At 67.8% G+C, this 20,789-nt stretch carries 19 protein-coding genes; 13 read left to right on the top strand and 6 right to left on the bottom strand.

All coding sequences use genetic code 11. The features are described 5' to 3' along the window. Positions 1-128 precede the first annotated feature (128 nt). Positions 129-1,535 carry an aspartate ammonia-lyase gene (gene aspA, locus LXM88_RS36155; RefSeq protein WP_262544252.1) on the top strand — a complete coding sequence of 469 codons (1,407 nt, stop codon included), beginning with the start codon at positions 129-131 and terminating at the stop codon, positions 1,533-1,535. A gap of 102 nt (positions 1,536-1,637) precedes the next feature. Continuing rightward, positions 1,638-3,143 (top strand): amino acid permease, encoded by a 1,506-nt coding sequence (locus tag LXM88_RS36160; protein WP_262544253.1) that lies wholly within the window; start codon positions 1,638-1,640, stop codon positions 3,141-3,143. Between the two features lie 52 nt (positions 3,144-3,195). On the opposite strand, the gene LXM88_RS36165 is transcribed toward LXM88_RS36160, so the two are convergent. Continuing rightward, the gene (locus LXM88_RS36165) at positions 3,196-3,879 is read right to left on the bottom strand and encodes an alpha/beta hydrolase (protein ID WP_262544254.1); all 684 of its coding nucleotides are present in this window, start codon (positions 3,877-3,879) and stop codon (positions 3,196-3,198) included. Positions 3,880-4,139: 260 nt separating this feature from the next. On the opposite strand from LXM88_RS36165, the gene LXM88_RS36170 reads away from it, so the two are divergent. Together LXM88_RS36170 and LXM88_RS36175 are read left to right on the top strand one after the other, a co-directional pair. Continuing rightward, the gene (locus LXM88_RS36170; RefSeq protein ID WP_129517050.1) at positions 4,140-4,382 is read left to right on the top strand and encodes an antitoxin; all 243 of its coding nucleotides are present in this window, start codon (positions 4,140-4,142) and stop codon (positions 4,380-4,382) included. Beyond that, the gene (locus tag LXM88_RS36175; protein WP_262544255.1) at positions 4,379-4,786 is read left to right on the top strand and encodes a type II toxin-antitoxin system VapC family toxin; all 408 of its coding nucleotides are present in this window, start codon (positions 4,379-4,381) and stop codon (positions 4,784-4,786) included. The genes LXM88_RS36170 and LXM88_RS36175 overlap by 4 nt, the downstream gene beginning before the upstream one ends. A 99-nt stretch (positions 4,787-4,885) precedes the next feature. Here the strand turns inward: LXM88_RS36175 and LXM88_RS36180 are convergent, their stop codons facing one another. Together LXM88_RS36180 and LXM88_RS36185 are read right to left on the bottom strand one after the other, a co-directional pair. Next, positions 4,886-6,373 carry an aldehyde dehydrogenase gene (locus LXM88_RS36180; RefSeq protein WP_262544256.1) on the bottom strand — a complete coding sequence of 496 codons (1,488 nt, stop codon included), beginning with the start codon at positions 6,371-6,373 and terminating at the stop codon, positions 4,886-4,888. 18 nt (positions 6,374-6,391) lie between these two features. Then, positions 6,392-6,970: a thioesterase family protein gene (locus LXM88_RS36185; protein WP_262544257.1), complete on the bottom strand. Its 579-nt coding sequence runs from the start codon at positions 6,968-6,970 to the stop codon at positions 6,392-6,394. A 262-nt stretch (positions 6,971-7,232) separates the two neighbouring features. On the opposite strand from LXM88_RS36185, the gene LXM88_RS36190 reads away from it, so the two are divergent. Together LXM88_RS36190 and LXM88_RS36195 are read left to right on the top strand one after the other, a co-directional pair. Further along, entirely contained in the window at positions 7,233-8,363 is a 1,131-nt protein-coding gene (locus LXM88_RS36190; protein ID WP_262544258.1) for a porin, read from the top strand. Positions 8,364-8,406: 43 nt separating this feature from the next. Beyond that, positions 8,407-9,798: an FAD-binding oxidoreductase gene (locus LXM88_RS36195; protein WP_262544259.1), complete on the top strand. Its 1,392-nt coding sequence runs from the start codon at positions 8,407-8,409 to the stop codon at positions 9,796-9,798. Positions 9,799-9,870: 72 nt separating this feature from the next. Here LXM88_RS36195 and LXM88_RS36200 read toward each other — a convergent pair whose 3' ends face one another. The 3 genes from LXM88_RS36200 to LXM88_RS36210 are packed head-to-tail and all read right to left on the bottom strand — an operon-like array spanning position 9,871 to position 14,000. Beyond that, entirely contained in the window at positions 9,871-12,000 is a 2,130-nt protein-coding gene (locus LXM88_RS36200) for an acetate--CoA ligase family protein (protein WP_262544260.1), read from the bottom strand. A 50-nt stretch (positions 12,001-12,050) separates the two neighbouring features. Beyond that, positions 12,051-13,208, bottom strand: coding sequence for an acyl-CoA dehydrogenase family protein (locus LXM88_RS36205; RefSeq protein ID WP_262544261.1), 1,158 nt, complete (start codon positions 13,206-13,208; stop codon positions 12,051-12,053). Between the two features lie 3 nt (positions 13,209-13,211). Further along, a complete protein-coding gene (locus tag LXM88_RS36210) occupies positions 13,212-14,000 on the bottom strand; it encodes an enoyl-CoA hydratase/isomerase family protein (RefSeq protein WP_262544262.1) in 789 nt (262 codons plus the stop codon). A 144-nt stretch (positions 14,001-14,144) separates the two neighbouring features. On the opposite strand from LXM88_RS36210, the gene LXM88_RS36215 reads away from it, so the two are divergent. The 7 genes from LXM88_RS36215 to LXM88_RS36245 all read left to right on the top strand — a co-directional run bounded on the left by LXM88_RS36215 (position 14,145) and on the right by LXM88_RS36245 (position 20,754). Further along, positions 14,145-15,311 (top strand): ABC transporter ATP-binding protein, encoded by a 1,167-nt coding sequence (locus tag LXM88_RS36215; protein WP_262544263.1) that lies wholly within the window; start codon positions 14,145-14,147, stop codon positions 15,309-15,311. Positions 15,312-15,426: 115 nt separating this feature from the next. Beyond that, a complete protein-coding gene (locus LXM88_RS36220) occupies positions 15,427-16,536 on the top strand; it encodes an ABC transporter substrate-binding protein (RefSeq protein WP_262544264.1) in 1,110 nt (369 codons plus the stop codon). Positions 16,537-16,561: 25 nt separating this feature from the next. Beyond that, positions 16,562-17,437 carry an ABC transporter permease gene (locus LXM88_RS36225; RefSeq protein ID WP_262544265.1) on the top strand — a complete coding sequence of 292 codons (876 nt, stop codon included), beginning with the start codon at positions 16,562-16,564 and terminating at the stop codon, positions 17,435-17,437. A gap of 21 nt (positions 17,438-17,458) precedes the next feature. Further along, complete coding sequence (locus tag LXM88_RS36230; protein ID WP_262544266.1) at positions 17,459-18,253, top strand: ABC transporter permease; 795 nt, start codon at positions 17,459-17,461, stop codon at positions 18,251-18,253. A 42-nt stretch (positions 18,254-18,295) separates the two neighbouring features. After that, positions 18,296-19,024 carry an NAD(P)H-dependent oxidoreductase gene (locus LXM88_RS36235; RefSeq protein ID WP_262544267.1) on the top strand — a complete coding sequence of 243 codons (729 nt, stop codon included), beginning with the start codon at positions 18,296-18,298 and terminating at the stop codon, positions 19,022-19,024. A gap of 28 nt (positions 19,025-19,052) precedes the next feature. Continuing rightward, positions 19,053-19,802 (top strand): electron transfer flavoprotein subunit beta/FixA family protein, encoded by a 750-nt coding sequence (locus tag LXM88_RS36240; RefSeq protein ID WP_262547092.1) that lies wholly within the window; start codon positions 19,053-19,055, stop codon positions 19,800-19,802. Between the two features lie 16 nt (positions 19,803-19,818). Continuing rightward, positions 19,819-20,754: an electron transfer flavoprotein subunit alpha/FixB family protein gene (locus LXM88_RS36245; RefSeq protein ID WP_262544268.1), complete on the top strand. Its 936-nt coding sequence runs from the start codon at positions 19,819-19,821 to the stop codon at positions 20,752-20,754. The last annotated feature ends 35 nt before the right edge of the window (positions 20,755-20,789 follow it).

Below are 20,789 nucleotides of genomic sequence, written 5' to 3' on the forward strand. Positions count from 1 at the left end.
TTGCGTCCCACGCAAAACCGCTTTCGATAATACAGAGGCGAGCTTGTTTTTGCAAAGGCATAGAATGCGAACCCGTCGCGTCGGGAAGCGGCGCACGACGAGCGGCACGAGACATTCAGGAGGGCACGATGGCAGAAAACGGCTTCCGCGTCGAAGCGGATCTTTTAGGTAAACGAAGTATTCCGGATGCGGCCTACTACGGCGTCCATACGCTGCGCGCGAAAGAGAATTTCGACATTTCCGGCCGCACCATTGCGTCGCTGCCGTACCTCGTGATGGCGCTCGCGGCCGTGAAGGAAGCCGCGGCCGACGCCAACTGCGAGCTCGGCCTGCTGCCGCAGCCGTATCGCGATGCGATCGCCGCCGCGTGCGTCGAGATCCGCGAAGGGCGCCTGCACGACCAGTTCGTCGTCGACGTCATCCAGGGCGGGGCCGGCACGTCGACCAACATGAATGCGAACGAGGTGATCTGCAACCGCGCGCTCGAAATCATGGGGCATGCGCGCGGGCAGTACGAATACCTGCACCCGAACGAGCACGTCAATCTCGCGCAGAGCACCAACGACGTCTATCCGACCGCGATCCGGGTCGCGACGTGTTTCGCGGTCGAGCACCTGCTCGAAGCGATGGGGCGGTTGCGCGATGCGTTCGCGGAGAAAGCCGACGCGTTCGCGGGCCTGCTGAAGCTCGGTCGCACGCAGTTGCAGGACGCCGTGCCGATGACGCTCGGCCAGGAATTCTCGACGTACGCGGTGATGCTGACCGAAGACATTGCGCGGCTGCAGGAAGCCGGCTGGCTGATCCGCGAGATCAATCTCGGTGCGACCGCGATCGGCACGGGGATCACCGCGCATCCGCAGTACGCGGAGAAGGCGCTGGCGGCGCTGCGGCGCATCACCGGGCTCGACCTGAGCACCGCGCCGAACCTGATCGAGGCGACGCAGGATTGCGGCGCGTTCGTGCAGGTTTCGGGCGTGCTCAAGCGGATCGCCGTGAAGCTGTCGAAGATCTGCAACGACCTGCGGCTGCTGTCGAGCGGCCCGCGCGCGGGGTTCGGCGAGATCAACCTGCCGCCCGTGCAGGCCGGCTCGTCGATCATGCCGGGCAAAGTGAATCCGGTGATTCCGGAAGTCGTCAACCAGGTCGCGTTCGAGGTGTTCGGCAACGACCTGACCGTGACCTTTGCCGCCGAGGCCGGACAGCTTCAGCTCAACGCATTCGAGCCGGTGATCGCCAGCGCGCTGTTCCGCAGCTTCAGCCACCTGACGGCCGCCTGCACGACGCTCGCGGAGCGCTGCGTGAGCGGGATCACCGCGAATCCCGAGCGGCTGCGCGAAACGATGGAGCGCTCCGTTGCACTTGCGACCGCGCTGAACCCGTACATCGGCTACAAGCGCGCGACGGCCGTGGCCGCCGAAGCGCACGCGACCGGCAAGTCGATCCGCGAGGTCGTGCTGGAGCGCGAACTGATGACCGACGCACAACTGGACGAGGCGCTGCAGCCCGAAGCGCTGATCCGGCCGCGCGCGCTCTGACACCGGCCGCGCGGCGCCGGCGCCTGCCGCCGGCGGCCTGCGCGCGACCGTTCAAACGCGCCCTGGAGAGGGGCGCGACACATCAATAAACGGAGACTCACAATGAAACACACCAGCGAGCGGCCAGCCGATACGGCCGGCGGCGCGGACTCCCGTCACGCCGATCCCGACGCGATGTTCGCGTCGCACGAAGCCGGTTATGCGAAGCAGTTGAAGCCGCGGCACGTGCAGATGATCGCGATGGGCGGTGCGATCGGCACCGGCCTCTTCCTCGGCGCGGGCGGCCGCCTGCAAAGCGCGGGGCCCGCACTGGCGCTCGTGTATCTCGTCTGCGGCGTGTTCGCGTTCCTGATCATGCGCGCGCTCGGCGAGCTCGTGATGCACCGGCCGACCAGCGGCAGCTTCGTGTCGTATGCGCGGGAGTTCATGGGCGAGCGCGCGTCGTTCGTCGCGGGCTGGATGTACTACCTGAACTGGGCGACGACCGGGATCGTCGACATCACCGCGGTCGCGATCTACATGAAGTACTGGGCCGTGTTCACCGACGTGCCGCAGTGGGTGTTCGCGCTCGGCGCGCTCGGGATCGTGTCGGTGATGAACATGATCGGCGTGAAGGTGTTCGGCGAGATGGAGTTCTGGTTCTCGCTCGTCAAGGTGGGCACGCTCGCGGTGTTCCTCGCGGTTGGCGCCGTGTTCCTCGCGAGCGGCCATCCGGTCGCCGGCCAGATGCCGGGGCTGCATATCGTTGCGGATCACGGCGGGATCTTTCCGCACGGCATCCTGCCGGCCGTGCTGATCGTGCAGGGCGTCGTGTTCGCGTATGCGAGCATCGAGCTCGTCGGCGTCGCGGCGGGCGAGACGGCCGATGCGCGCAAGGTGCTGCCGAAGGCCATCAACAGCGTAATGTGGCGCATCGCGCTGTTCTACGTCGGTTCGGTCGTGCTGTTGACGATGCTGCTGCCGTGGACCGCGTACAGCGCGCACGAAAGCCCGTTCGTGACGTTCTTCAGCAAGCTCGGCGTGCCGTACGTCGGCACGGTGATGAACGTCGTGGTGCTGACCGCCGCGCTGTCGAGCCTGAATTCGGGCCTTTATTCGACGGGGCGCGTGCTGCGCTCGATGGCGATGGGCGGATCGGCGCCGCGTTTCGTGTCGCGGATGAACGCGCGCGGCGTGCCGTACGGCGGGATCCTGATCACGGTCGCGATCAATGCGATCGGCGTGCCGCTGAACTACATCGTGCCGGCCCAGGCGTTCGAGATCGTGCTGAACATGGCTTCGCTCGGGATCATCACGACGTGGGGCTTCATCGTGATGTGCCAGATCCTGTTCCGCCGCGCGGTCAATCGCGGCGAACTGAAGGCCGTGTCGTTCCGGATGCCCGGCGCGCCGTTCACGTCGTGGCTCACGCTCGCGTTCCTCGCCGCCGTGCTGGTGCTGATGGCGTTCGATTACCCGGGCGGCACGTGGACCGTCGCAACGATTCCGGTCGTCGTGCTTGCGCTGGTGGTCGGCTGGAAGCTGGCGAAGCGCGGTGCCGAGCGTGAGCGGGCAATTGCGACACGCACGCCCGCGCGCGGCGTCGCAGATCCTGCGCAGAACGCGTGACGGTATGCGCCGGGGGTGCCGGTCCGTTCGCGGGCCGGTTTTCCCGGTGCGGTCAGTTCAACCCGGCACGTTCGCCGACCCATTTGCCGAAATCGGCGGCCATCTCCGGAGTCAGTTCGTGCCCGGCCGCGTACAGCCGCGTGTCGTGCGCGACACCGAGTGCCGTGAGTTTTGCATCGGCGGTGTCGGCCCACGCGACGGGCAGCTTGTCGTCGAAGCGGCCGTGCACGATCAGCGCATGCAACGGGCGAAGCGCGTCGCTCGGCGCGATCAGCGGATCGATTTCCGGCAGGATGCGGCCACACAGCACCGCGAACGCGGCGACGTCGTCCGGCGACGTGAGGCCGACGCCCGCGCTCATGATGCCGCCCTGGCTGAAGCCGGCGATGACGGCCGGCAACGCGGCGCTCGCGTCGTCCTGCGCGCGGAAGGCGCGCAGCAGCGTGATCAGTTGCACGCGGCTGGCGTCCGCGCGGGCCGCATCGATTTCGGGGCCGTTCGGGCCGAAACGCACCGGAAACCACGCGTGCTGGGCGGGGCCGAAGGTCAGCGGGCCGCGCACGAACGCGATATCGACGCGCGGGTCGATCGCGCCGGCCACGTTCAGCAGGTTGGTTTCGTTGCCGCCGACGCCATGCAGCAGCAACAGGCGCGCGGCGGGGCGGCCGGCGGCCGGGCGCAGCCGGTACTGGAGGCCCGAATCGGGATCGGTGGTCAGCGGCAGGACGTCGGTCATCGCGTGGGTCCGGAAAGAGGAACGTTGCGACAGTCTAGAGCGTGCGGACGGGGAGGTGAATCGCCGGGAGGCGATTGATTATTTCCTGTCAGGAATGAATCGGGGAGCGGTTCGTGTCGGGGACAGATTGCCCGTACCGCGACGCACGGAGCAGGCCGAAGGTACAAACATCCGCGGAAAACCGGCCGATCGGTCGACTCGTCATCCTCACGCGGAGTTGATAAAATAGATACGTTATGTAGATACGTGAGGGCGTGAAGATGGATACTGCCAAGATTTTCAAGCATGGCGGATCGCAGGCCGTCCGGCTGCCGAAGGATTTCCGCTTCGAGACGACCGAGGTCAGGATTCGCCGCCACGGAGCGTCCGTCATTCTCGAGCCGGTGCCGCAAGACTGGGCATGGCTGACGCCACTGATCGGTCCGGTCGACGCCGACTTCGAGGCCGCCGCAACAACCCAGCCGGCCGCTCAAGAGCGCCCGGGGCTGGACGTGTTTGAATGAAGTTTCTGCTGGATACCAATGCGGTAATCGCCATTCTCAAAGGCGAGCCGGCCATGCTGACCAGGCTGCGTGCGCATCAACCGGCAGACTTCGGCATTCCGGCGATCGTCGCACACGAGCTCTATTACGGCGCTTACAAAAGTCAGCGAGTGGCAGCCAATCTGGCACGCGTGGAGGGGCTTCAGTTCGAGGTCGTGTCGTTCGACGCGGAAGATGCTCAGCATGCCGGCGAAATTCGTGCGCAGTTGACTGCGGCAGGCACCCCGATCGGTCCATACGATGCGTTGATCGCGGGGCAGGCGCGTGCGCGACGGCTGGTGCTTGTCACGCATAACACGCGCGAATTCGAGCGAGTCGCCGAGCTGCAGGTCGAGGATTGGCTCGCAGACGCGCGCGAAAACTGACCACATTGCGGTCATCCGGCGACCGGAACGGATTCCCGGTCGCCGAATTCGGCTCGTCACGCGCTCGCGATCCGACCTGCGAGCGCCGCCTGTTTCGCGTTACCGAAGCCGGATGATCGTCGACTTCAGTTCCGTGTATTTCTCCAGCGCGTGCAGCGAGTTGTCGCGTCCGTTGCCCGATTCCTTGAAGCCGCCGAACGGGAAGTTCATGTCGTCGGTTTCCTCGTAGCCGTTCACCCACACCGTGCCGGCCCGCAGTCGGCGCGCGGTTTCGTGCGCGGCCGTCAGGTTTGCCGTCCACACCGATGCCGCCAGTCCGTAGCGCGTGTCGTTCGCGAGCGCGACGGCCGTATCGAGATCGTCGAACGGCGTGACCGCGAGCACGGGCCCGAAGATTTCCTCGCGCACGATCCGCGCGTCGGCGCGCGGGCAATCGAACACGGTCGGCTCGACGTACTGGCCGCCGCTCGCGGTGCGCGCGCGCTTGCCGCCCGCCAGCAGCGTCGCTTCGTCGCGGCCGGCCTCGACATAACCGAGCACGCGCTCGACCTGCGCCGCGTCGATCAGGCTGCCCATCCGCGTGTCGGGCGATAGCGGGTCGCCCGGTGCGTATTCGGGCGCGATCTCGAGCACGCGTGCGACCAGCGCGTCGCGGATCGCCCGGTGGACCAGCAGGCGCGAGCCGGCCGTGCACATCTGCCCGGTGTTGTAGAACACCGCATGCGCGACGGTGCGCGCCGCACGGTCGAGGTCGGGGCAGTCGGGCAGCACGATCTGCGGCGACTTGCCGCCGAGTTCGAGCCACACCCGCTTCAGGTTCGAATCGGCCGCGCAGCGCGCGACCTTGTGGCCGACCGCGGTCGAACCCGTAAACGCGATGCAGTCCACCTCCGGATGGCGCGCGAGCGCCTCGCCCGCGTCGCCGAAGCCCGGCAGCACGTTGAGCACACCGGCCGGCAGGCCGGCCTGCGCCGCGAGCGCGGCGAGCCGCAACGCACTCAGCGGCGATTTTTCCGACGGCTTCAGCACGACGCTGTTGCCGGCGGCGAGCGCGGGCGCGCATTTCCACATCGCGATCATCGCGGGGAAGTTCCACGGCACGACCGCCGCGACCACACCGATCGGCTCGCGCGTGACGAGCCCGACGAGATGCGCATCGGCCGGCACGACTTCGCCGCCCGTCTTGTCGATCGCTTCGGCGAACCACTCGGCGCAGTACGCGGTGGACGGGATGTCGACCGTGGTCGTATCGCCGATCGGCTTGCCGGTGTCGAGCGTTTCGAGCAGCGCGAGATCGTCCGCATGCTCGCGGATCAGTGCGGCCCAGCGCAGCAGCACGCGCTTGCGTTCGCGCGGCGTCGCATCGCGCCAGGCGCGTTGCTCGAACGCACGCCGCGCGGCCGTGACCGCGAGGTCGACGTCGGCCTGCCGGCAATGCGCGACCTGTGCGAGCACGCGGCCGTCGATCGGGCTCGTGTTCGTGAAGGTCGCGCCGTCGTGCGCGTCGCGGAACGCACCGTCCACGAACGCGCGGGATTCGATGTCGAGTTGGCCGGCGCGCGTGCGCCAGGTGTCGTTCGTCTGCATGGAAGGCTCCATCGTGGTTCAGCGTGAAGCAGGGGCGGGACGGCGGATCGCGATCGCGCGGCCCGCATGAGGCTCGCGCGGCGCGCGCGCATGTTCGGCATGAATCGCGTCGAGATGGCGGCGGATCGTATCGGGAAACGGCGTCGAGCGCTTCATGTGCATGTCGACGTGGGTCAGCAGTTGCTCGCCGGTCGCGAGCTGCGCGCCGGTCGTTGCGTGATGCATCGAATGGAACACGTGCAGGCGCCGGTCGTCGACATCGAGCAGTCGCAGCGTGAGCCTGAGCGGTTCGCCGAGCATCGCTTCGCCCAGGTGGCGGAGGTGCGTCTCCGCCGAATAGATCGAGCGGCCGGCTTCGCGATACTCGTCGTCGATGCCGAAGTAGCGGAAGAACGCGTCGCTGCTGTCGCCGAACACGAGCAGGTAGCACGACTCGCTCATGTGGCCGTTGTAGTCGACCCACTCGGGCTGCACCGTGCAGCGGTGCAGTTCGAGCGGTGTCGCAATCGGCACGCCGGGGTCGTACGGGCGAGACTTCTGTCCTTCGTAGGCCGAGCGTAGGCGCAGCTCGGCGGCGGGGCTGAGGTGGGTCGTCATCCAGTGCACTCCGAGGTTCGGAACGGGCCCGCACGTCGTCCGCGGGGCTGCCGGCCGATGTTATGACGGGTTGAACGTTTTTTCAATAAAGAAATCGCCGATGCGTGTAAACACCGGTGCCGATGGGTGCCTATATCGATTGAACATTCATTCAACGAAACCTATACTCGCCTGCGCCGCGATGCCGAAGCGAAGCAGGCGGGCGGTCTTTCACGAACAACGACAATCGATCCGCGTCGCGCGGAAACTGGAGACACCGGAAATGAAGAAACGCTTCCTGCTGGCCGGCATGATGTCGGTGATGGTCCACGGCTATGCGCACGCGCAGAGCAGCGTCTCGCTGTACGGGATCATCGACGGCGGCATCACCTATGTGAACAATGCGGGCGGCGCGCATGCGTACCTGTTCGACGACGGCGTGTCGTACGGCAACCGCGTCGGCCTGACGGGCAGCGAGGATCTCGGCGGCGGCAACAAGGCCGTGTTCAAGCTCGAGAGCGGCTTCCGGCTCGGCACGGGGAAGCTGAACCAGGGCGGCGCGATGTTCGGGCGCCAGGCCTACGTGGGGCTCGGCAACGACTGGGGCACGCTGACGTTCGGCAACCAGTACGATTTTGCGTTCGACTTCACGGCTGCGTTCAACGTCAGCGCATTCGGCAGCGGCTATGGCGTGCACCTCGGCGATTTCGACCGCCAGAGCGGCGACCGGCTGCAGAATGCGGTGAAGTTCGTCAGCAACAGCTTCCACGGGCTCGTGGTCGGCGGCATGTATTCGTTCAGCAACGACGCGGGCAGCTTCCACGACGGCAGCGCATGGAGCGTCGGCGCGACCTATACGCACGGCGATTTCTCGGCGGGCGGCAACTATACGCGGCTCAATGCGCCGCGCGGGCTCGCTGCGCTCGATCCGTATGCGCAGATCGGCGTGACGTCGATGCTCGGGCAGACGGTCGCGACGATCGATCCGGCGACGGGCGCCGTCACCGACCTGCACGACTCGACGCCGTTCGCGGTCGATTCGCAGTCCATCTTCGGGATCGGCGCGTCGTACGTGTTCGGCAAGCTGACGTTCAGCGCGGACTTCAGCAACACGACGTTCAAGGGCTACGGGCAATCGTCGACGATGCGCGTGTACGAGGCGGGTGGCGTGTACCAGGCGACCGCGCCGCTGTCGCTCGTTGCGGGCTATCAGTACACGACGTTCGAGGGCCATCACTGGCACGAGGTGGCGTTGGGGACGCACTACGCGCTGTCGAAACGCACCGACGTGTATGCGGCCGTCGACTGGATGCGCGCGTCGAACGGCGTCGGCGCGGTGATCGGCTACAGCTTCGCGCCGTCGACGAGCCGCACGCAGGCCGCCGCGCGCATCGGCATGCGGCACAACTTCTGATCCTTTCTCGTTCCCGGGCCGGGCATCGCCGGCCCCGTCGACCATGTCCGATTCCTTCTCGAAAGACGACGTCGTCGCCGCGCTGCGCGACGCGCTGGGTGCCGATTGCGTGAGCGTGGACGACGCGATCGGCGAACGCCATTTCACGAACTACGGCGAGGCGCCGGGCGTGCGGCCGCGCGCGCTGCTGCGCCCGCGCGGCGTCGACGACGTGAGCCGGGCGCTCGCGATCTGCTCCGCTTACCGGCAGGCAGTCGTGCCGCAGGGCGGCATGACGGGGCTCGCGGCCGGCGCGGCGCCGTGCGCGACCGACATCGTGCTGTCGCTCGAACGGTTGAAGGGCATCGTCGAGATCGACGCGGACGCGGCCACCGTCACCGCATGGGCCGGCACGACGCTGCAGGACTTGCAGCAAGCGGTGGACGAAGCGGGGTTCGCGCTCGGCATCGATCTCGGTGCGCGCGGGTCTTGCCAGATCGGCGGGAATGTCGCGACCAACGCGGGCGGCAACCGCGTGATCCGCTACGGCACGACGCGCGAGCAGGTGCTCGGCCTGGAAGCCGTGCTGGCCGACGGCACCGTGCTGAGCTCGCTGAACAAGATGCTGAAGAACAACGCGGGATACGACCTGCGACAGATTTTCGTCGGCAGCGAAGGCACGCTCGGCATCGTCACGCGGGTCGTGCTGCGGCTGTATCCGCGGCTCTCGGCGCCGTCGACTGCGTTGTGCGCGGTGCGCGATACGGCCGCGGCGCTCGCGCTGCTGCGCGAGGCGCGAGCCGCATGCCCGGACCTGCTGAGCTTCGAGGCGATGTGGCCGGCGTTTTACCGCTACGTATGCGCGCACACGCCCGGCATGCGCGCGCCGCTGCCGGCGGATGGCGGTGTCAAGGTGCTGGTCGAATGCGCGAGCGGCGATGCCGCGCAGACCGCCGGGCGATTCGAAGCGCTGCTGGCCGGCTGGCTCGAGCGCGGGCTGATCGACGATGCGGCGCTCGCGCAGGACGCGGCCGATGCGCAAGCGTTCTGGACGGTGCGCGAAGGGCTCGCGATCGACGATCTGCCGGGCCTCGTCAATTTCGACGTCGGGATTCCGCCACGCGAGACGGGGGCTTTCATCGATGCATGCGAGCGCGCGTTGACGACGCGCTGGCCCGGTGCGCACGTCTTCTTCTTCGGCCATCTTGGCGACAGCAACCTGCACGTCTGCGTGTCGGCGCCGTATGCGGCCGGCGAAAGCGCGCACGATGTCGACGCGGTGTTGTATCCGCTCGTGCGCGATGTGCTTGGCTCGGTGTCGGCCGAGCACGGGATCGGCCGCTACAAGCGCAACTGGCTCGGCTGTTCGCGCAGCGAGGCTGAGATCGCCGCGATGCGGCGGCTCAAGCTGGCGTTCGATCCGCTCGGGCTGCTCAATCCCGGCAAGGTGATCTGAGCGTCGTTCCGACCGATCGACGCCGGCCCGCCCGCGCCATGCGCGAGCGGGCCGGCGCGCTTCAGACCGGCCTTACGCGTCGAGCCGCACCAGCGCATCGACCGCGACCGCGCCGTGTTCCATCGCCAGCAGCGGATTGACGTCCAGCTCGACGAGCGTGTCCGCATGCGCGTGCGCGAAGCGCGCGATCGCCATCACGTTCGCGACGATCGCGTCGAGATCGGCCTTCGGTCGGCCGCGATAGCCGGTCAGCAGCGGCCCGAGCTTCAGCCCGAGCAGCGCATCGCGCACGTCGCTTTCGCGGACGGGCAGCAGCAGCGTCGCGGTGTCGCGAATCAGCTCGACCAGCACGCCGCCGGCGCCGAGCACCAGCGCGAGACCGAAGTTCGGCTCGCGCTTCACGCCGACGATCAGTTCGAGCAGCGGCGCGTCGGCCATCTTCTCGACCAGGATGCGCTCGACGCGCACGTCGGGCGCATGACGCGCGACTTGCGCGGTCATCCGCTCGACCGCGGCGGCGACGGCCTCGGGCGACGCGAGCTTCAGTGCGACCGCACCGGCCTCGGTCTTGTGCGGCAGGCGATCGCTGACGACCTTCACGCAGACCGGAAAGCCGAGCCGCACGGCGGCGGCCGGCGCATCGGCGGGCGCGACGCATTCGGCGGGCGGCACGTCGAGCCCGTGCGCGGCCAGCATCCGCTTGCTTGCCCATTCGTCGTGCAGCGTGGCGGCGCCGTCGTCGCCCTGGCCGGCCCGCAAGACGGGCAGTGCGTTCAGCGCGTCGGCATCGAGGATGCGGCGGCGCGTGTCGCCGTAGGTCATGGCCGCGCCGATCGCGTCGATCCCGTCGGCGAGCCCCTGCAGCGGCGCGATGCCGGCCGCGGCCATGCGCGCCGCGTGATCGGGCGGCGTCAGGTCGGGAAACACCGAGATGACCGCGCCGACCACGCCGTGCTCGCGTGCGGACGCCGCGAACGCGCGGGCCGCGATGTCGCACAGCGGCCGCTCGCCGGTCGCTTCCTGCGGATAGTCGAGGATCATCGCGGCCGCGCCCGGGCGATCGGCCAGCAGCGCGTCGCAGCAGGCGCGCATCTTGTCGGGGTCGCCCCACGGCGTCGTCGTGAAGTCGAGCGGGTTCGCGATCGTCGCGTAGGCCGGCAGCACGTTGCCGAGCGCGTCGCGGCCCGCGTCGCCGACCGGCGGGAACGCGATGCCGCGCGCTTCGCCGAGGTCGGCGACGAGCCCGGCATCGCCGCCGGACGTCGCGAGCGCGGCCAGCGTGCGGCGCTCGGGCACGCCGGCGATCGCGAGCAGCTTCAGCGTCTCGACGAGGCCGACCGGATCCTTCACGCGGATCACGCCGAGCCGCCGGAACAGCGCGTCGTACAGCGCGTCCGAGCCCGCGAGCGAACTCGTGTGGCTCATCGCGAGCTGCGCGCCGAGCGTCGACGTGCCGCTCTTCAGCGCGACGATCGGCACGCCGCGCGCGAGCGCGCGTGCGGCGGCTTCGCTGAACGCGCGCACGTCCTTCAGGCCTTCGAGATGCACGCCGATCGCGCGGATACGCGGATCGTCGACGAACGCGTCGACGAGGCGCGCGATGTCGACCGAGGCCTGGTTGCCGACGCTTGCGAGGTACGCGAACGGCACCGAGCGGGCGCTCATCGACAGGTTGTATGCAAGGTTGCCGCTCTGCGTAATCACGGCGACCCCGGATTCGACGCGCGGCGCACCGTGCGCGACGGGCCACAGCGCGCTGCCGTTCAGGCCGTTGATCAGCCCGTAGCAGTTCGGCCCGAGCACGGCCAGGTCGCCGGCCGCGTCGACGAGCGCCTGCTGCAGCGCGGCGCCGTCGGCGCCGGTCTCGGAGAAGCCCGATGCGTAGACGATCGCGCCGCCCGCGCCGCGTTCGGCGAGCGCGCGCACGACGTCGATCGCCTGCCGCGCGGGCACCGCGACGAACACGGCATCCGGCGCGGCGGGCAGGTCGGCGACGCTCGCATGGCAGCGCACGCCGTCGATCTCGGCATGGTTCGGGTTGACGAGCCGGATATCGCCGGCATAACCGTAGTCGCGACAGCGCTGCACGGCGCCCGCGATGCCGCGTCCGCCGACGAACGCGATGCTGGCCGGCTCGAGCAGCCGGCGCAGGTTGGCCGCGGCGGTGCCGCGGCGATCCCTGACTGCGGGAGTGGAGGTCATGAAAGGTCCTTTCGGAAGTCGCGCCGGACGGGCCGGCGCGACGGTTCGCGTCAGCTGTAGCGTCGGAGGATTTCCTTGGACAGGATGTGCCGCTGGATCTCGGACGTGCCTTCCCAGATGCGCTCGATGCGCGCATCGCGCCAGAAGCGCTCGATCGGCAGTTCGTCCATCAGCCCCATGCCGCCGTAGATCTGCACCGCGTGATCGGTCACGCGGCCGAGCGTTTCGGTCGCCAGCAGCTTCGCGAGCGCGGCATCGCCGTCGGTCATCGTGCCCAGGTCGAGCTTCTGCGCGGTGTAGAGCGTGACGAGTTCCGCCGCGCGGATCTCGGTCTGCATGTCGGCGAGCTTGAACGACGTGCCCTGGAATTCGCCGATGCGCTTGCCGAACTGGTGGCGCGTCGCGGCCCATTCGGCGGCCATCTCGAACGCGCGCTGCGCACGGCCGATGTTGTTCGCGGCGACCATCACGCGGCCGGCGGTCAGCCAGTCGTTCGCGAGTTCGAAGCCGCGATGTTCTTCGCCGAGGATCTGCGCGGTGCTGACGCGGCAGTCCGTCAGGAAGATCTCCGACTGGTGGTAGCCGCGCAGGCTCGTGCAGTGCGGGCCGCGCCGCACGGTCATCCCCGGCGTGTCCTTGTCGATCAGGAAGCAGGTCACGCGCTTGCGTTTCTGGCCGCGCACTTCCTCCTCGCCGGTGACGGCGAACAGGATCACGAAATCGGCCGTATCCGCGTGGCTGATGAAGTGCTTGCTGCCGTTGATCACGTAGTCGTCGCCGTCGCGCACCGCACGCGTGCGGATGCCCATCGCGTCGGAGCCGGCGCCCGGTTCGGTCAGCGCAAAACAGTCGACGCGTTCGCCGCGCACGGCCGGCTTCAGGTAGCGCTCGATCTGGTCGCCCTTGCACGCCATCAGGATCTTGCTCGGCCGTGCGACGAACACATGCAGCGCCCAGCTCGTGCGGCCGAGCTCGCGCTCGACGAGCGCCTGCGTCACGTAGTCGAGGCCCGGGCCGCCGGCGCTCTCGGGCATGTTGAACGCGTAGAAACCCAGTTCGAGCGCCTTGCGGCGGATCGAATCGGCGAGTTCGGGCGGCACGTCGTCCGCGCGGTCGACCGCGAATTCATGGGGCTGCAGTTCCTTCTCGACGAACTGACGCAGCGACGACACCAGCATTTCCTGCTCATGAGTCAGCGAAAAATCCATGAATCATCTCCCGACAAAATTGGGTGCGCGCCCCTCGACCGACGCGCGAAGTGCTTCCTGGCCGTCCTCGCTGTGACCGCAAGCGACGCAGGCCGCCAGCTCGCCGCGCAACTGCTCGGCGAGGGTGTGCGTGAGCGATTGCGCGAGCAGCGCCTTCGCGTGCCCGAACGCGACGCTCGGTCCTTGCGCGAGACGCGCGGCGAAGGCGGTGACGTGCTGCGCGAACGTGTCGGCATCGACGACTTCTGACACGAAGCCGGCCGCAAGCGCGTCCTGCGCGTTCCAGCGTTCGTTCAGGAAGATGAAGCGGCGCACGACGTCGGGCCGAGCGAGCCGCGGCAGGAACCAGCTGCCGCCCATGTCGGGGCTGTAGCCCATCCCCGTATAGCCGCAGCGCAGCGTCGCAGCGGTGCTCGCGATGCGGAAGTCGCACGCGAAGCCGATGTCGGTGCCCGCGCCGACTGTCGAGCCGTTCAGCGCCGCGACGGTGGGGCGCGGAAATGCCGCCAGCGCCTCGACGAACCGGTGCGCGCGCTCGCTCCAGCCGTAGGTGTCGAGTTCGCCGTTGCGTTCGGCCTCGGCCCATTCGTCGACGTCGGCGCCCGCGCAGAACGCGCTGCCCGTGCCGGTGAGTACAAGGCAGCGTACGGCCGGATCGCCGGCGAGCGCGTCGAGCGTCTCGCGAAGAAAGTCGAGATGCGGCCGCGCGAGCGAATTGCGCTTCGCCGGGCGGTTCAGGCGAAGCGTCACGACCCCGTCGTGCCGTTCGATTCGGATGTCCTCGTTGCTCATGTTGCCACTGTCTCCTTGGTGTTGGGTGTCGTGTTGTGTCAGAGCCGGCAAGGGTCGCCGCTACTTGCGAACCGCATTTCGGCATAGTATAAGTTCTGTTAAATGAACGTTCAACCCAAATATGAGTTGACCAGGAGACACGCGATGAGCGCGGTGATGGAGACGACGGCAGGTGTGGAGCAGGGCAGGCCCGGTGCGCACGCGGTTCGCGCGGAACCGGCGGGGCGCACGGCGAGCGGTGCGGGTCTGCAGATCGACAGCGTGTCGAAACGCTACGGCAACGTGCATGCGCTGCGGGAAACGACGATCGACATTCCGTGCGGCGAGTTCCTGACGATCCTCGGGCCGTCGGGTTCCGGCAAGACGACGCTGCTGACGATCGTTGCCGGTTTCGAGCATCCGACTACCGGCGACCTGCGCGTCGGCGGCCGCAGCATCGTCGCGTTGCCGCCCGAGAAGCGCAACTTCGGGATGGTGTTCCAGGGATATGCGCTGTTTCCGCACATGACGGTCGAACAGAACGTCGCGTATCCGCTGATGGTGCGCAAGCAGAAGGGGCCCGACGCGGTGAAGCGCGTGAAGGCCGCACTCGATCTCGTGCGGCTCGGCCATCTCGCGGACCGTTTGCCGCGCCAGTTGTCGGGCGGCCAGCAGCAGCGCGTCGCGATCGCGCGCGCACTGGTGTTCGATCCCGATCTCGTGCTGCTCGACGAGCCGCTCGGCGCGCTCGATCGCAAGCTGCGCGGCGAGGTGCAGGTCGAACTGAAAGCGCTGCACGAACGGCTCGGCGCGACGTTCCTGTTCGTCACGCATGACCAGGAGGAGGCGCTGTCGATGTCGGACCGCATCGCGATCATGCGCGACGGCCGGCTCGAACAGATCGGGACGCCGGACGGGTTGTACGAACAGCCGGCCAACCGCTTCGTCGCCGATTTCCTCGGCAAGAGCAACTTCATCGAAGGTGTCGCGCTCGGCGGCGATGCCGCGGCGACGCACTATCGCGTCGGCGATGCGCATTTCGTCGCGCCCGCCTGCGGCGCGCGGCCGGACGACGCGCTGCTGTTCGCGCTGCGGCCGGAGAAGGTCGCCGTGTCGGCGGCATCGTGCGGCGGCGCACACAACGAAGTGGCCGGCCGGATTCGCCACTGGAGCTATTTCGGTTCGTCGTACCGCTTCGAGATCGAGACCGCGGCGCTCGGTTGCGTGACCGCCGACGTGCCCGCATGGCGCGGGCTCGCGTCGCCGCGCACCGGCATGGACGTGTTCGTCCAGTGGGAGCGCGATGCGACCTGCCGGATCGCGTCGGACTGACGCGACGAACGATGCATCCCGCGCGACGCGGCGAACACCGTCGTCGCCGGCCGATTCAACGGTGCCCGGAAACGACGAGATGCGTGCGGGCGCTGCCCAGCCTGGAGGAGACACCATGACGAACCGCTATCTGCAGGACCTGCTCGACCAAGCACGCGAGCTTCAAACCGCGCCATCGCAGCGCCGCCGCGACTTCCTGCGGCTGTGCGCGGCCGCCGGCCTCGCGCCGACGCTGCTGGCGACGGGCGCGAAGGACGCACTGGCCGCGAACCCGAAGGAAATCGTGCTCAGCGCGTGGGGCGGCGAGGCGCGCTCCGCGTTCCGCTCTGCGTACATGGACCCGTTCACGAAGGCGAGCGGGATCAGGATGGGCTACGACTCGTCGCCGGAGGACGGCAAGATCAAGGCGATGGTCGAGAACCGGAACGTGATCTGGGACGTGATGGATCTCGACGGCTTCGCGGCGATCAAGCTCGGCAAGCAGGGGTTCCTGCGGCCGATCGATTATTCGGTCGTCGGCCGCAACGCGTTGCCGGGGCTCGCATCGGATTTCGGCGTGCCGTCGTACCTGCTGAGCTACGTGCTCGTCTACGACGCGCGCAAGTTCGGCGCGAATCCGCCGAAGAACTGGGCCGATTTCTGGAACGTCGGCAAGTTTCCGGGCAAGCGCGGGTTGTGGAAGTGGATGGGCGGCGCGCTCGAGGCCGCACTGATGGCCGACGGCGTCGACAAGGACAAGGTCTACCCGATCGACGTGCCACGCGCGCTGAAGAAGCTCAAGGAACTGCGCTCGAACGTGCTGCTGTGGGATTCCGGCGCGGACAGCCTGCAACTGCTGCGCAACGGCGAAGTCAGCATGGCGTGCATCTGGCATACGCGCGCGAACGTGCTGCAGCGCGAAAGCAGCGGGCGGTTCCGCTATACGTGGGAGCAGGGGCTCGCGTCGTGCGACGTGTGGGGCGTGCCGAAGAACAATCCGTCGGGCGACGCCGTATGGCAGTTCATCAAGTTCGTGCAGGGCGTCGAGCCGCAGGTGCGCCTGCTGTCGCTGCTCGGCAACGGGCCGGTGACGCCGGCCGCGACGGCCGCCGTGCCGCAGGCGCTGCGTGCGGACAATCCCGGCACGCCGGAGAACTGGGCCAGGCAGTGCAAGGTGAATCCCGAATGGTGGGCGCAGCATTACGAAGCGACGCTCGCGCAGTACACCGACCTGATGTCGTCCTGAGCCGCCGCCTCGTGAGCGTGACGCGATGAATACCCTGTCTTCCCCTGTCGCGGGCGCCGCCCCGCTCGGCCGCGCGAAAGCCGACCGCTACTGGCTGCTGGTCGTGCCGCTGCTCGCGGTGCTGATCGTGCTGTACGTGTATCCGCTCGTGCGCGTGCTGTGGCTCGGCTTCGCGGTGCCCGAACCCGGCCTGCACAACTACGCGCGGCTGCTCGACAACCGCGGCGTGCACCGCGTGCTGTGGACGACGCTGCGCGTGTGTGCGGTCACGACCGTGTGCTCGGTCGCGCTCGGTTACGCGATCGCGTATGCGATGGCGCACGTCGGGCCGCGCCAGCGGATGGCGCTGATGTTCGGGCTGCTCGTGCCGTTCTGGGCGTCGGTGCTGGTGCGCGCGTTCTCGTGGCTGTTCCTGCTCGGCGAGCAGGGGCTCGTCAACACGCTGCTGATGCGCATCGGGCTGATCGACGCGCCACTGCCGCTGATGCGCAACGAGATCGGCGTCGTGATCGGGATGATCCACTTCATGATCCCGTACGCGGTGCTGCCGCTGTACGCGAACATGAAAGGCATCGACCCGCAGCTCGTGCGCGCGTCGCAGGGGCTCGGCGCGGGTGCGCTCGTCACGTTTCGCAAGGTGTATTTCCCGCAGACGCGGCCGGGCATCGTCGGCGCGGCGATCCTCGTGTTCATCTTCTCGCTCGGCTTCTACGTGACGCCGGTGATTCTCGGCGGCGGCCGCACGGTGATGATCGCGGAATACATCAGCACGCAGATCCTGCAACTCGTGAACTGGGGCAGCGGGGCGGCGCTCGCGTCGCTGCTGCTGGCGTCGATCCTGGCGGCGCTCGCGCTGCTCGCGCGTTTCGTCGACCTGCGCGAGCTGTTCGGCGCGCGCTGAACCGGACCGGAGGAATCGAAGATGAAGACCAGACTGACGGCCGGCCGCGCGCTGGTGCTCGGCATCGCATGGGCCGCGATCCTGTTCCTGATGCTGCCGCTGCTCGTGTCGGTGCCCGTGTCGCTGACGCCGAGCGACTACCTGTCGATGCCGGACGGCGCGCTGTCGCTGCGGCACTACCGCGTGCTGCTCGACGACGACGGCTGGGTGTCGAGCTTCCTGCAGAGCGGGCTGATCGCGCTTGTTTCGTCGGCGCTCTCGGTGACGCTCGGCACCTTGTGTGCGATCGGCTTGTGGAAGGTCGCATCGCGGCGCGGCGAGCTCGTGCGCGGCGTGATCCTGTTTCCGCTGATCGTGCCGCCGATCGTGTCGGCGCTTGCGTTCTATCGGCTGTGGGGCGAGCTCGGGTTGCTCGACAGCTATCCGGCGGTGATCCTGTCGCATGTCGTGCTGTCGGTGCCTTACGTGGTCGTCGCGGTGTCCGCGTCGCTCGCGACGGTCGGCCTGCGGATCGAGCAGGCGTCGCGCAGCCTCGGGGCGAACCTGGCACAGACGCTGCGCTACGTGATCCTGCCGTCGATCCGGCCCGGCGTGCTGTCGGCGGCCGTGTTCGCGTTCATCCTGTCGTGGGACGAACTGATCGTCACACTGTTCATTTCGAGCCGGGGCGTCTACACGCTGCCGCGCCGCATGTGGGACGGGATGCGCGAGAACGTCGATCCGGCGATCGCGTCGGTCTCCACGCTGTTGCTGGCCGCCACCTGTGTCGCGATCGGCCTGTCGCTGCTGCGCAAGCGCGCGGCCGGGTCCGTCTGATATCAACCGAATCAACGTTACGTTGCGGAGAAAAACAGCACCATGAAAGTCCTGATCGTTCACGCCCATCCCGAACCGCAGTCGTTCACGACGTCGATGCTGCATCGCGCGGTGAGCACGCTCGAAGCGCAGGGGCATACCGTGACGGTGTCCGACCTGTACGCGATGCAGTGGAATCCGGTCGCGAGCGCGGCCGATTTCGGCGTGCGGAAGAATCCGGACTATCTCGTCTATGCGCTGGAGCAGCGCGAGAACGTCGCCGCGCACGCGATCGCGCCCGACATCGCCGCCGAACTCGACAAGCTGGTCGCTTGCGATCTGTTGATCCTGAGCTTCCCGCTGTTCTGGTGCTCGATGCCGGCGATCATGAAAGGCTGGATCGACCGCGTGCTCGTGTCGGGCAAGGTGTATGGCGGCGTGCGCTTCTACGATCGCGGCGGGATGCGCGGCAAGCGCGCGCTGCTCGCCTATACGTGCGGCGGCCGCGACTACATGTTCGGCGCGGACGGCGTGCACGGCGAGATGGACCTGATGCTGCGCCACGTGCTGCGCGGCACGCTCGGTTATGCGGGCTTCGACGTGCTGCCGTCGTTCGTCGGTTATCACGTGCCGTATATCGGCGACGCTGAACGCGCGGCCGTGCTCGACCGGTACGACGCGTACCTGACGCAGCTCGACGGGCTCGCGCCGATGGCGTTCCCGACACTCGACGATTTCGACGGCGACATGCGGCCGCGCGAACGCGCGCCGCAGGAAGCCGCGCAGGACTGAACGATTCAATGACGGGGGATGAATGAGCATCAAGGTACTGGTGGCAGTGAAGCGGGTGGTCGATTACAACGTGAAGGTCCGCGTGAAGTCGGACAACACGGGTGTCGACATCGCGAACGTGAAGATGTCGATGAACCCGTTCGACGAAATCGCGGTGGAAGAAGCCGTGCGCCTGAAGGAAGCGGGCGTCGCGACCGAAGTGATCGCGGTGTCGGTGGGCGTCACGCAGGCGCAGGAAACGCTGCGCACGGCGCTGGCGATCGGCGCGGATCGCGCGATCCTCGTCGAGTCGACCGACAGCGTCGAGCCGCTGGCCGTCGCGAAGATCCTGAAGGCGCTGGTCGACAAGGAGCAGCCTTCGCTCGTGATCCTCGGCAAGCAGGCGATCGACGACGATTCGAACCAGACGGGCCAGATGCTGGCTGCGCTGGCCGGCCTGCCGCAGGCGACGTTCGCGTCGAAGGTGACGGTCGCCGACGGCAAGGCAACCGTTGCGCGCGAAGTCGACGGCGGCGCGGAAACGCTGTCGCTTCAACTGCCGGCCGTGGTGACCACCGACCTGCGTCTGAACGAGCCGCGCTACGTGACGCTGCCGAACATCATGAAGGCGAAGAAGAAGCCGCTGGAAACGGTGAAGCCGGAAGACCTCGGTGTGGACGTCGCGTCGCGTCTGAAGACGCTGAAGGTGGTCGAGCCGCCGAAGCGCACAGCCGGCGTGAAGGTGCCGGACGTGAAGACGCTGGTCGAGAAGCTGAAGACCGAAGCCAAGGTGCTGTAAGAGGGAGCGGAAAGAAATGACGATTCTGGTGATTGCAGAACACGACAACGCGTCGATCAAGGCCGCGACGCTGAACACGGTGGCAGCGGCTGCGAAGATCGGCGGCGACATTCACGTGCTGGTCGCGGGCCACAACGCGCAAGCGGCGGCCGATGCGGCAGCGAAGATCGCGGGTGTTTCGAAGGTGCTGCTGGCCGACGCGCCGCAACTCGAAGCGGGCCTCGCGGAAAACGTCGAAGCGACCGCGCTGAACATCGCGAAGGACTACTCGCACATCCTCGCGCCGGCGACGGCCTACGGCAAGAACATCGCGCCGCGTATCGCCGCGAAGCTGGACGTCGCGCAGATCTCGGACATCACCGCTGTTGACAGTGCCGACACGTTCGAGCGTCCGATCTACGCGGGCAACGCGATCGCGACGGTGCAGTCGAGCGACCCGATCAAGGTCATCACGGTGCGCGCGACGGGTTTCGATCCGGTGGCAGCGGAAGGCGGCAGCGCAGCGGTCGAGAAGATCGAAGCGGCGGCAGACGCAGGCAAGTCGCAGTTCGTGAGCCGTGAAGTGACGAAGCTGGACCGTCCGGAACTGACGTCGGCGACCATCATCGTGTCGGGCGGCCGTGGCCTCGGCAGCGGCGAGAACTACACGAAGGTGCTGGAGCCGCTGGCCGACAAGCTGTCGGCAGCGCTCGGCGCATCGCGCGCGGCAGTCGACGCAGGCTACGTGCCGAACGACTACCAGGTCGGCCAGACCGGCAAGATCGTCGCACCGCAGCTGTACATCGCGGTCGGCATCTCGGGTGCGATCCAGCACCTGGCCGGCATGAAGGATTCGAAGGTGATCGTCGCGATCAACAAGGATCCGGAAGCGCCGATCTTCAGCGTGGCCGATTACGGCCTCGTCGGCGATCTGTTCGCGACGGTCCCCGAACTTCACGCCGAACTCGGCTGACAAAGCCCCCGGCCGCGATGCCATTGCATGCCTTC

The sequence above is a fragment of the Burkholderia sp. S-53 genome (assembly GCF_025560745.1).
In the GTDB taxonomy this organism is placed as follows: domain Bacteria; phylum Pseudomonadota; class Gammaproteobacteria; order Burkholderiales; family Burkholderiaceae; genus Burkholderia; species Burkholderia pyrrocinia.

What these genes read in the sequence shown, in the direction of transcription:
- LXM88_RS36190 (WP_262544258.1), top strand. Translation starts at nt 7,233, where the DNA reads ATGAAGAAACGCTTCCTGCTGGCCGGCATGATGTCGGTGATGGTCCAC.
- LXM88_RS36165 (WP_262544254.1), bottom strand. Translation starts at nt 3,879, where the DNA reads ATGACCGACGTCCTGCCGCTGACCACCGATCCCGATTCGGGCCTCCAG.
- LXM88_RS36215 (WP_262544263.1), top strand. Translation starts at nt 14,145, where the DNA reads ATGAGCGCGGTGATGGAGACGACGGCAGGTGTGGAGCAGGGCAGGCCC.
- aspA (WP_262544252.1), top strand. Translation starts at nt 129, where the DNA reads ATGGCAGAAAACGGCTTCCGCGTCGAAGCGGATCTTTTAGGTAAACGA.
- LXM88_RS36180 (WP_262544256.1), bottom strand. Translation starts at nt 6,373, where the DNA reads ATGCAGACGAACGACACCTGGCGCACGCGCGCCGGCCAACTCGACATC.
- LXM88_RS36245 (WP_262544268.1), top strand. Translation starts at nt 19,819, where the DNA reads ATGACGATTCTGGTGATTGCAGAACACGACAACGCGTCGATCAAGGCC.
- LXM88_RS36185 (WP_262544257.1), bottom strand. Translation starts at nt 6,970, where the DNA reads ATGACGACCCACCTCAGCCCCGCCGCCGAGCTGCGCCTACGCTCGGCC.
- LXM88_RS36230 (WP_262544266.1), top strand. Translation starts at nt 17,459, where the DNA reads ATGAAGACCAGACTGACGGCCGGCCGCGCGCTGGTGCTCGGCATCGCA.
- LXM88_RS36210 (WP_262544262.1), bottom strand. Translation starts at nt 14,000, where the DNA reads ATGAGCAACGAGGACATCCGAATCGAACGGCACGACGGGGTCGTGACG.
- LXM88_RS36200 (WP_262544260.1), bottom strand. Translation starts at nt 12,000, where the DNA reads ATGACCTCCACTCCCGCAGTCAGGGATCGCCGCGGCACCGCCGCGGCC.
- LXM88_RS36175 (WP_262544255.1), top strand. Translation starts at nt 4,379, where the DNA reads ATGAAGTTTCTGCTGGATACCAATGCGGTAATCGCCATTCTCAAAGGC.
- LXM88_RS36170 (WP_129517050.1), top strand. Translation starts at nt 4,140, where the DNA reads ATGGATACTGCCAAGATTTTCAAGCATGGCGGATCGCAGGCCGTCCGG.
- LXM88_RS36220 (WP_262544264.1), top strand. Translation starts at nt 15,427, where the DNA reads ATGACGAACCGCTATCTGCAGGACCTGCTCGACCAAGCACGCGAGCTT.
- LXM88_RS36205 (WP_262544261.1), bottom strand. Translation starts at nt 13,208, where the DNA reads ATGGATTTTTCGCTGACTCATGAGCAGGAAATGCTGGTGTCGTCGCTG.
- LXM88_RS36160 (WP_262544253.1), top strand. Translation starts at nt 1,638, where the DNA reads ATGAAACACACCAGCGAGCGGCCAGCCGATACGGCCGGCGGCGCGGAC.
- LXM88_RS36225 (WP_262544265.1), top strand. Translation starts at nt 16,562, where the DNA reads ATGAATACCCTGTCTTCCCCTGTCGCGGGCGCCGCCCCGCTCGGCCGC.
- LXM88_RS36195 (WP_262544259.1), top strand. Translation starts at nt 8,407, where the DNA reads ATGTCCGATTCCTTCTCGAAAGACGACGTCGTCGCCGCGCTGCGCGAC.
- LXM88_RS36235 (WP_262544267.1), top strand. Translation starts at nt 18,296, where the DNA reads ATGAAAGTCCTGATCGTTCACGCCCATCCCGAACCGCAGTCGTTCACG.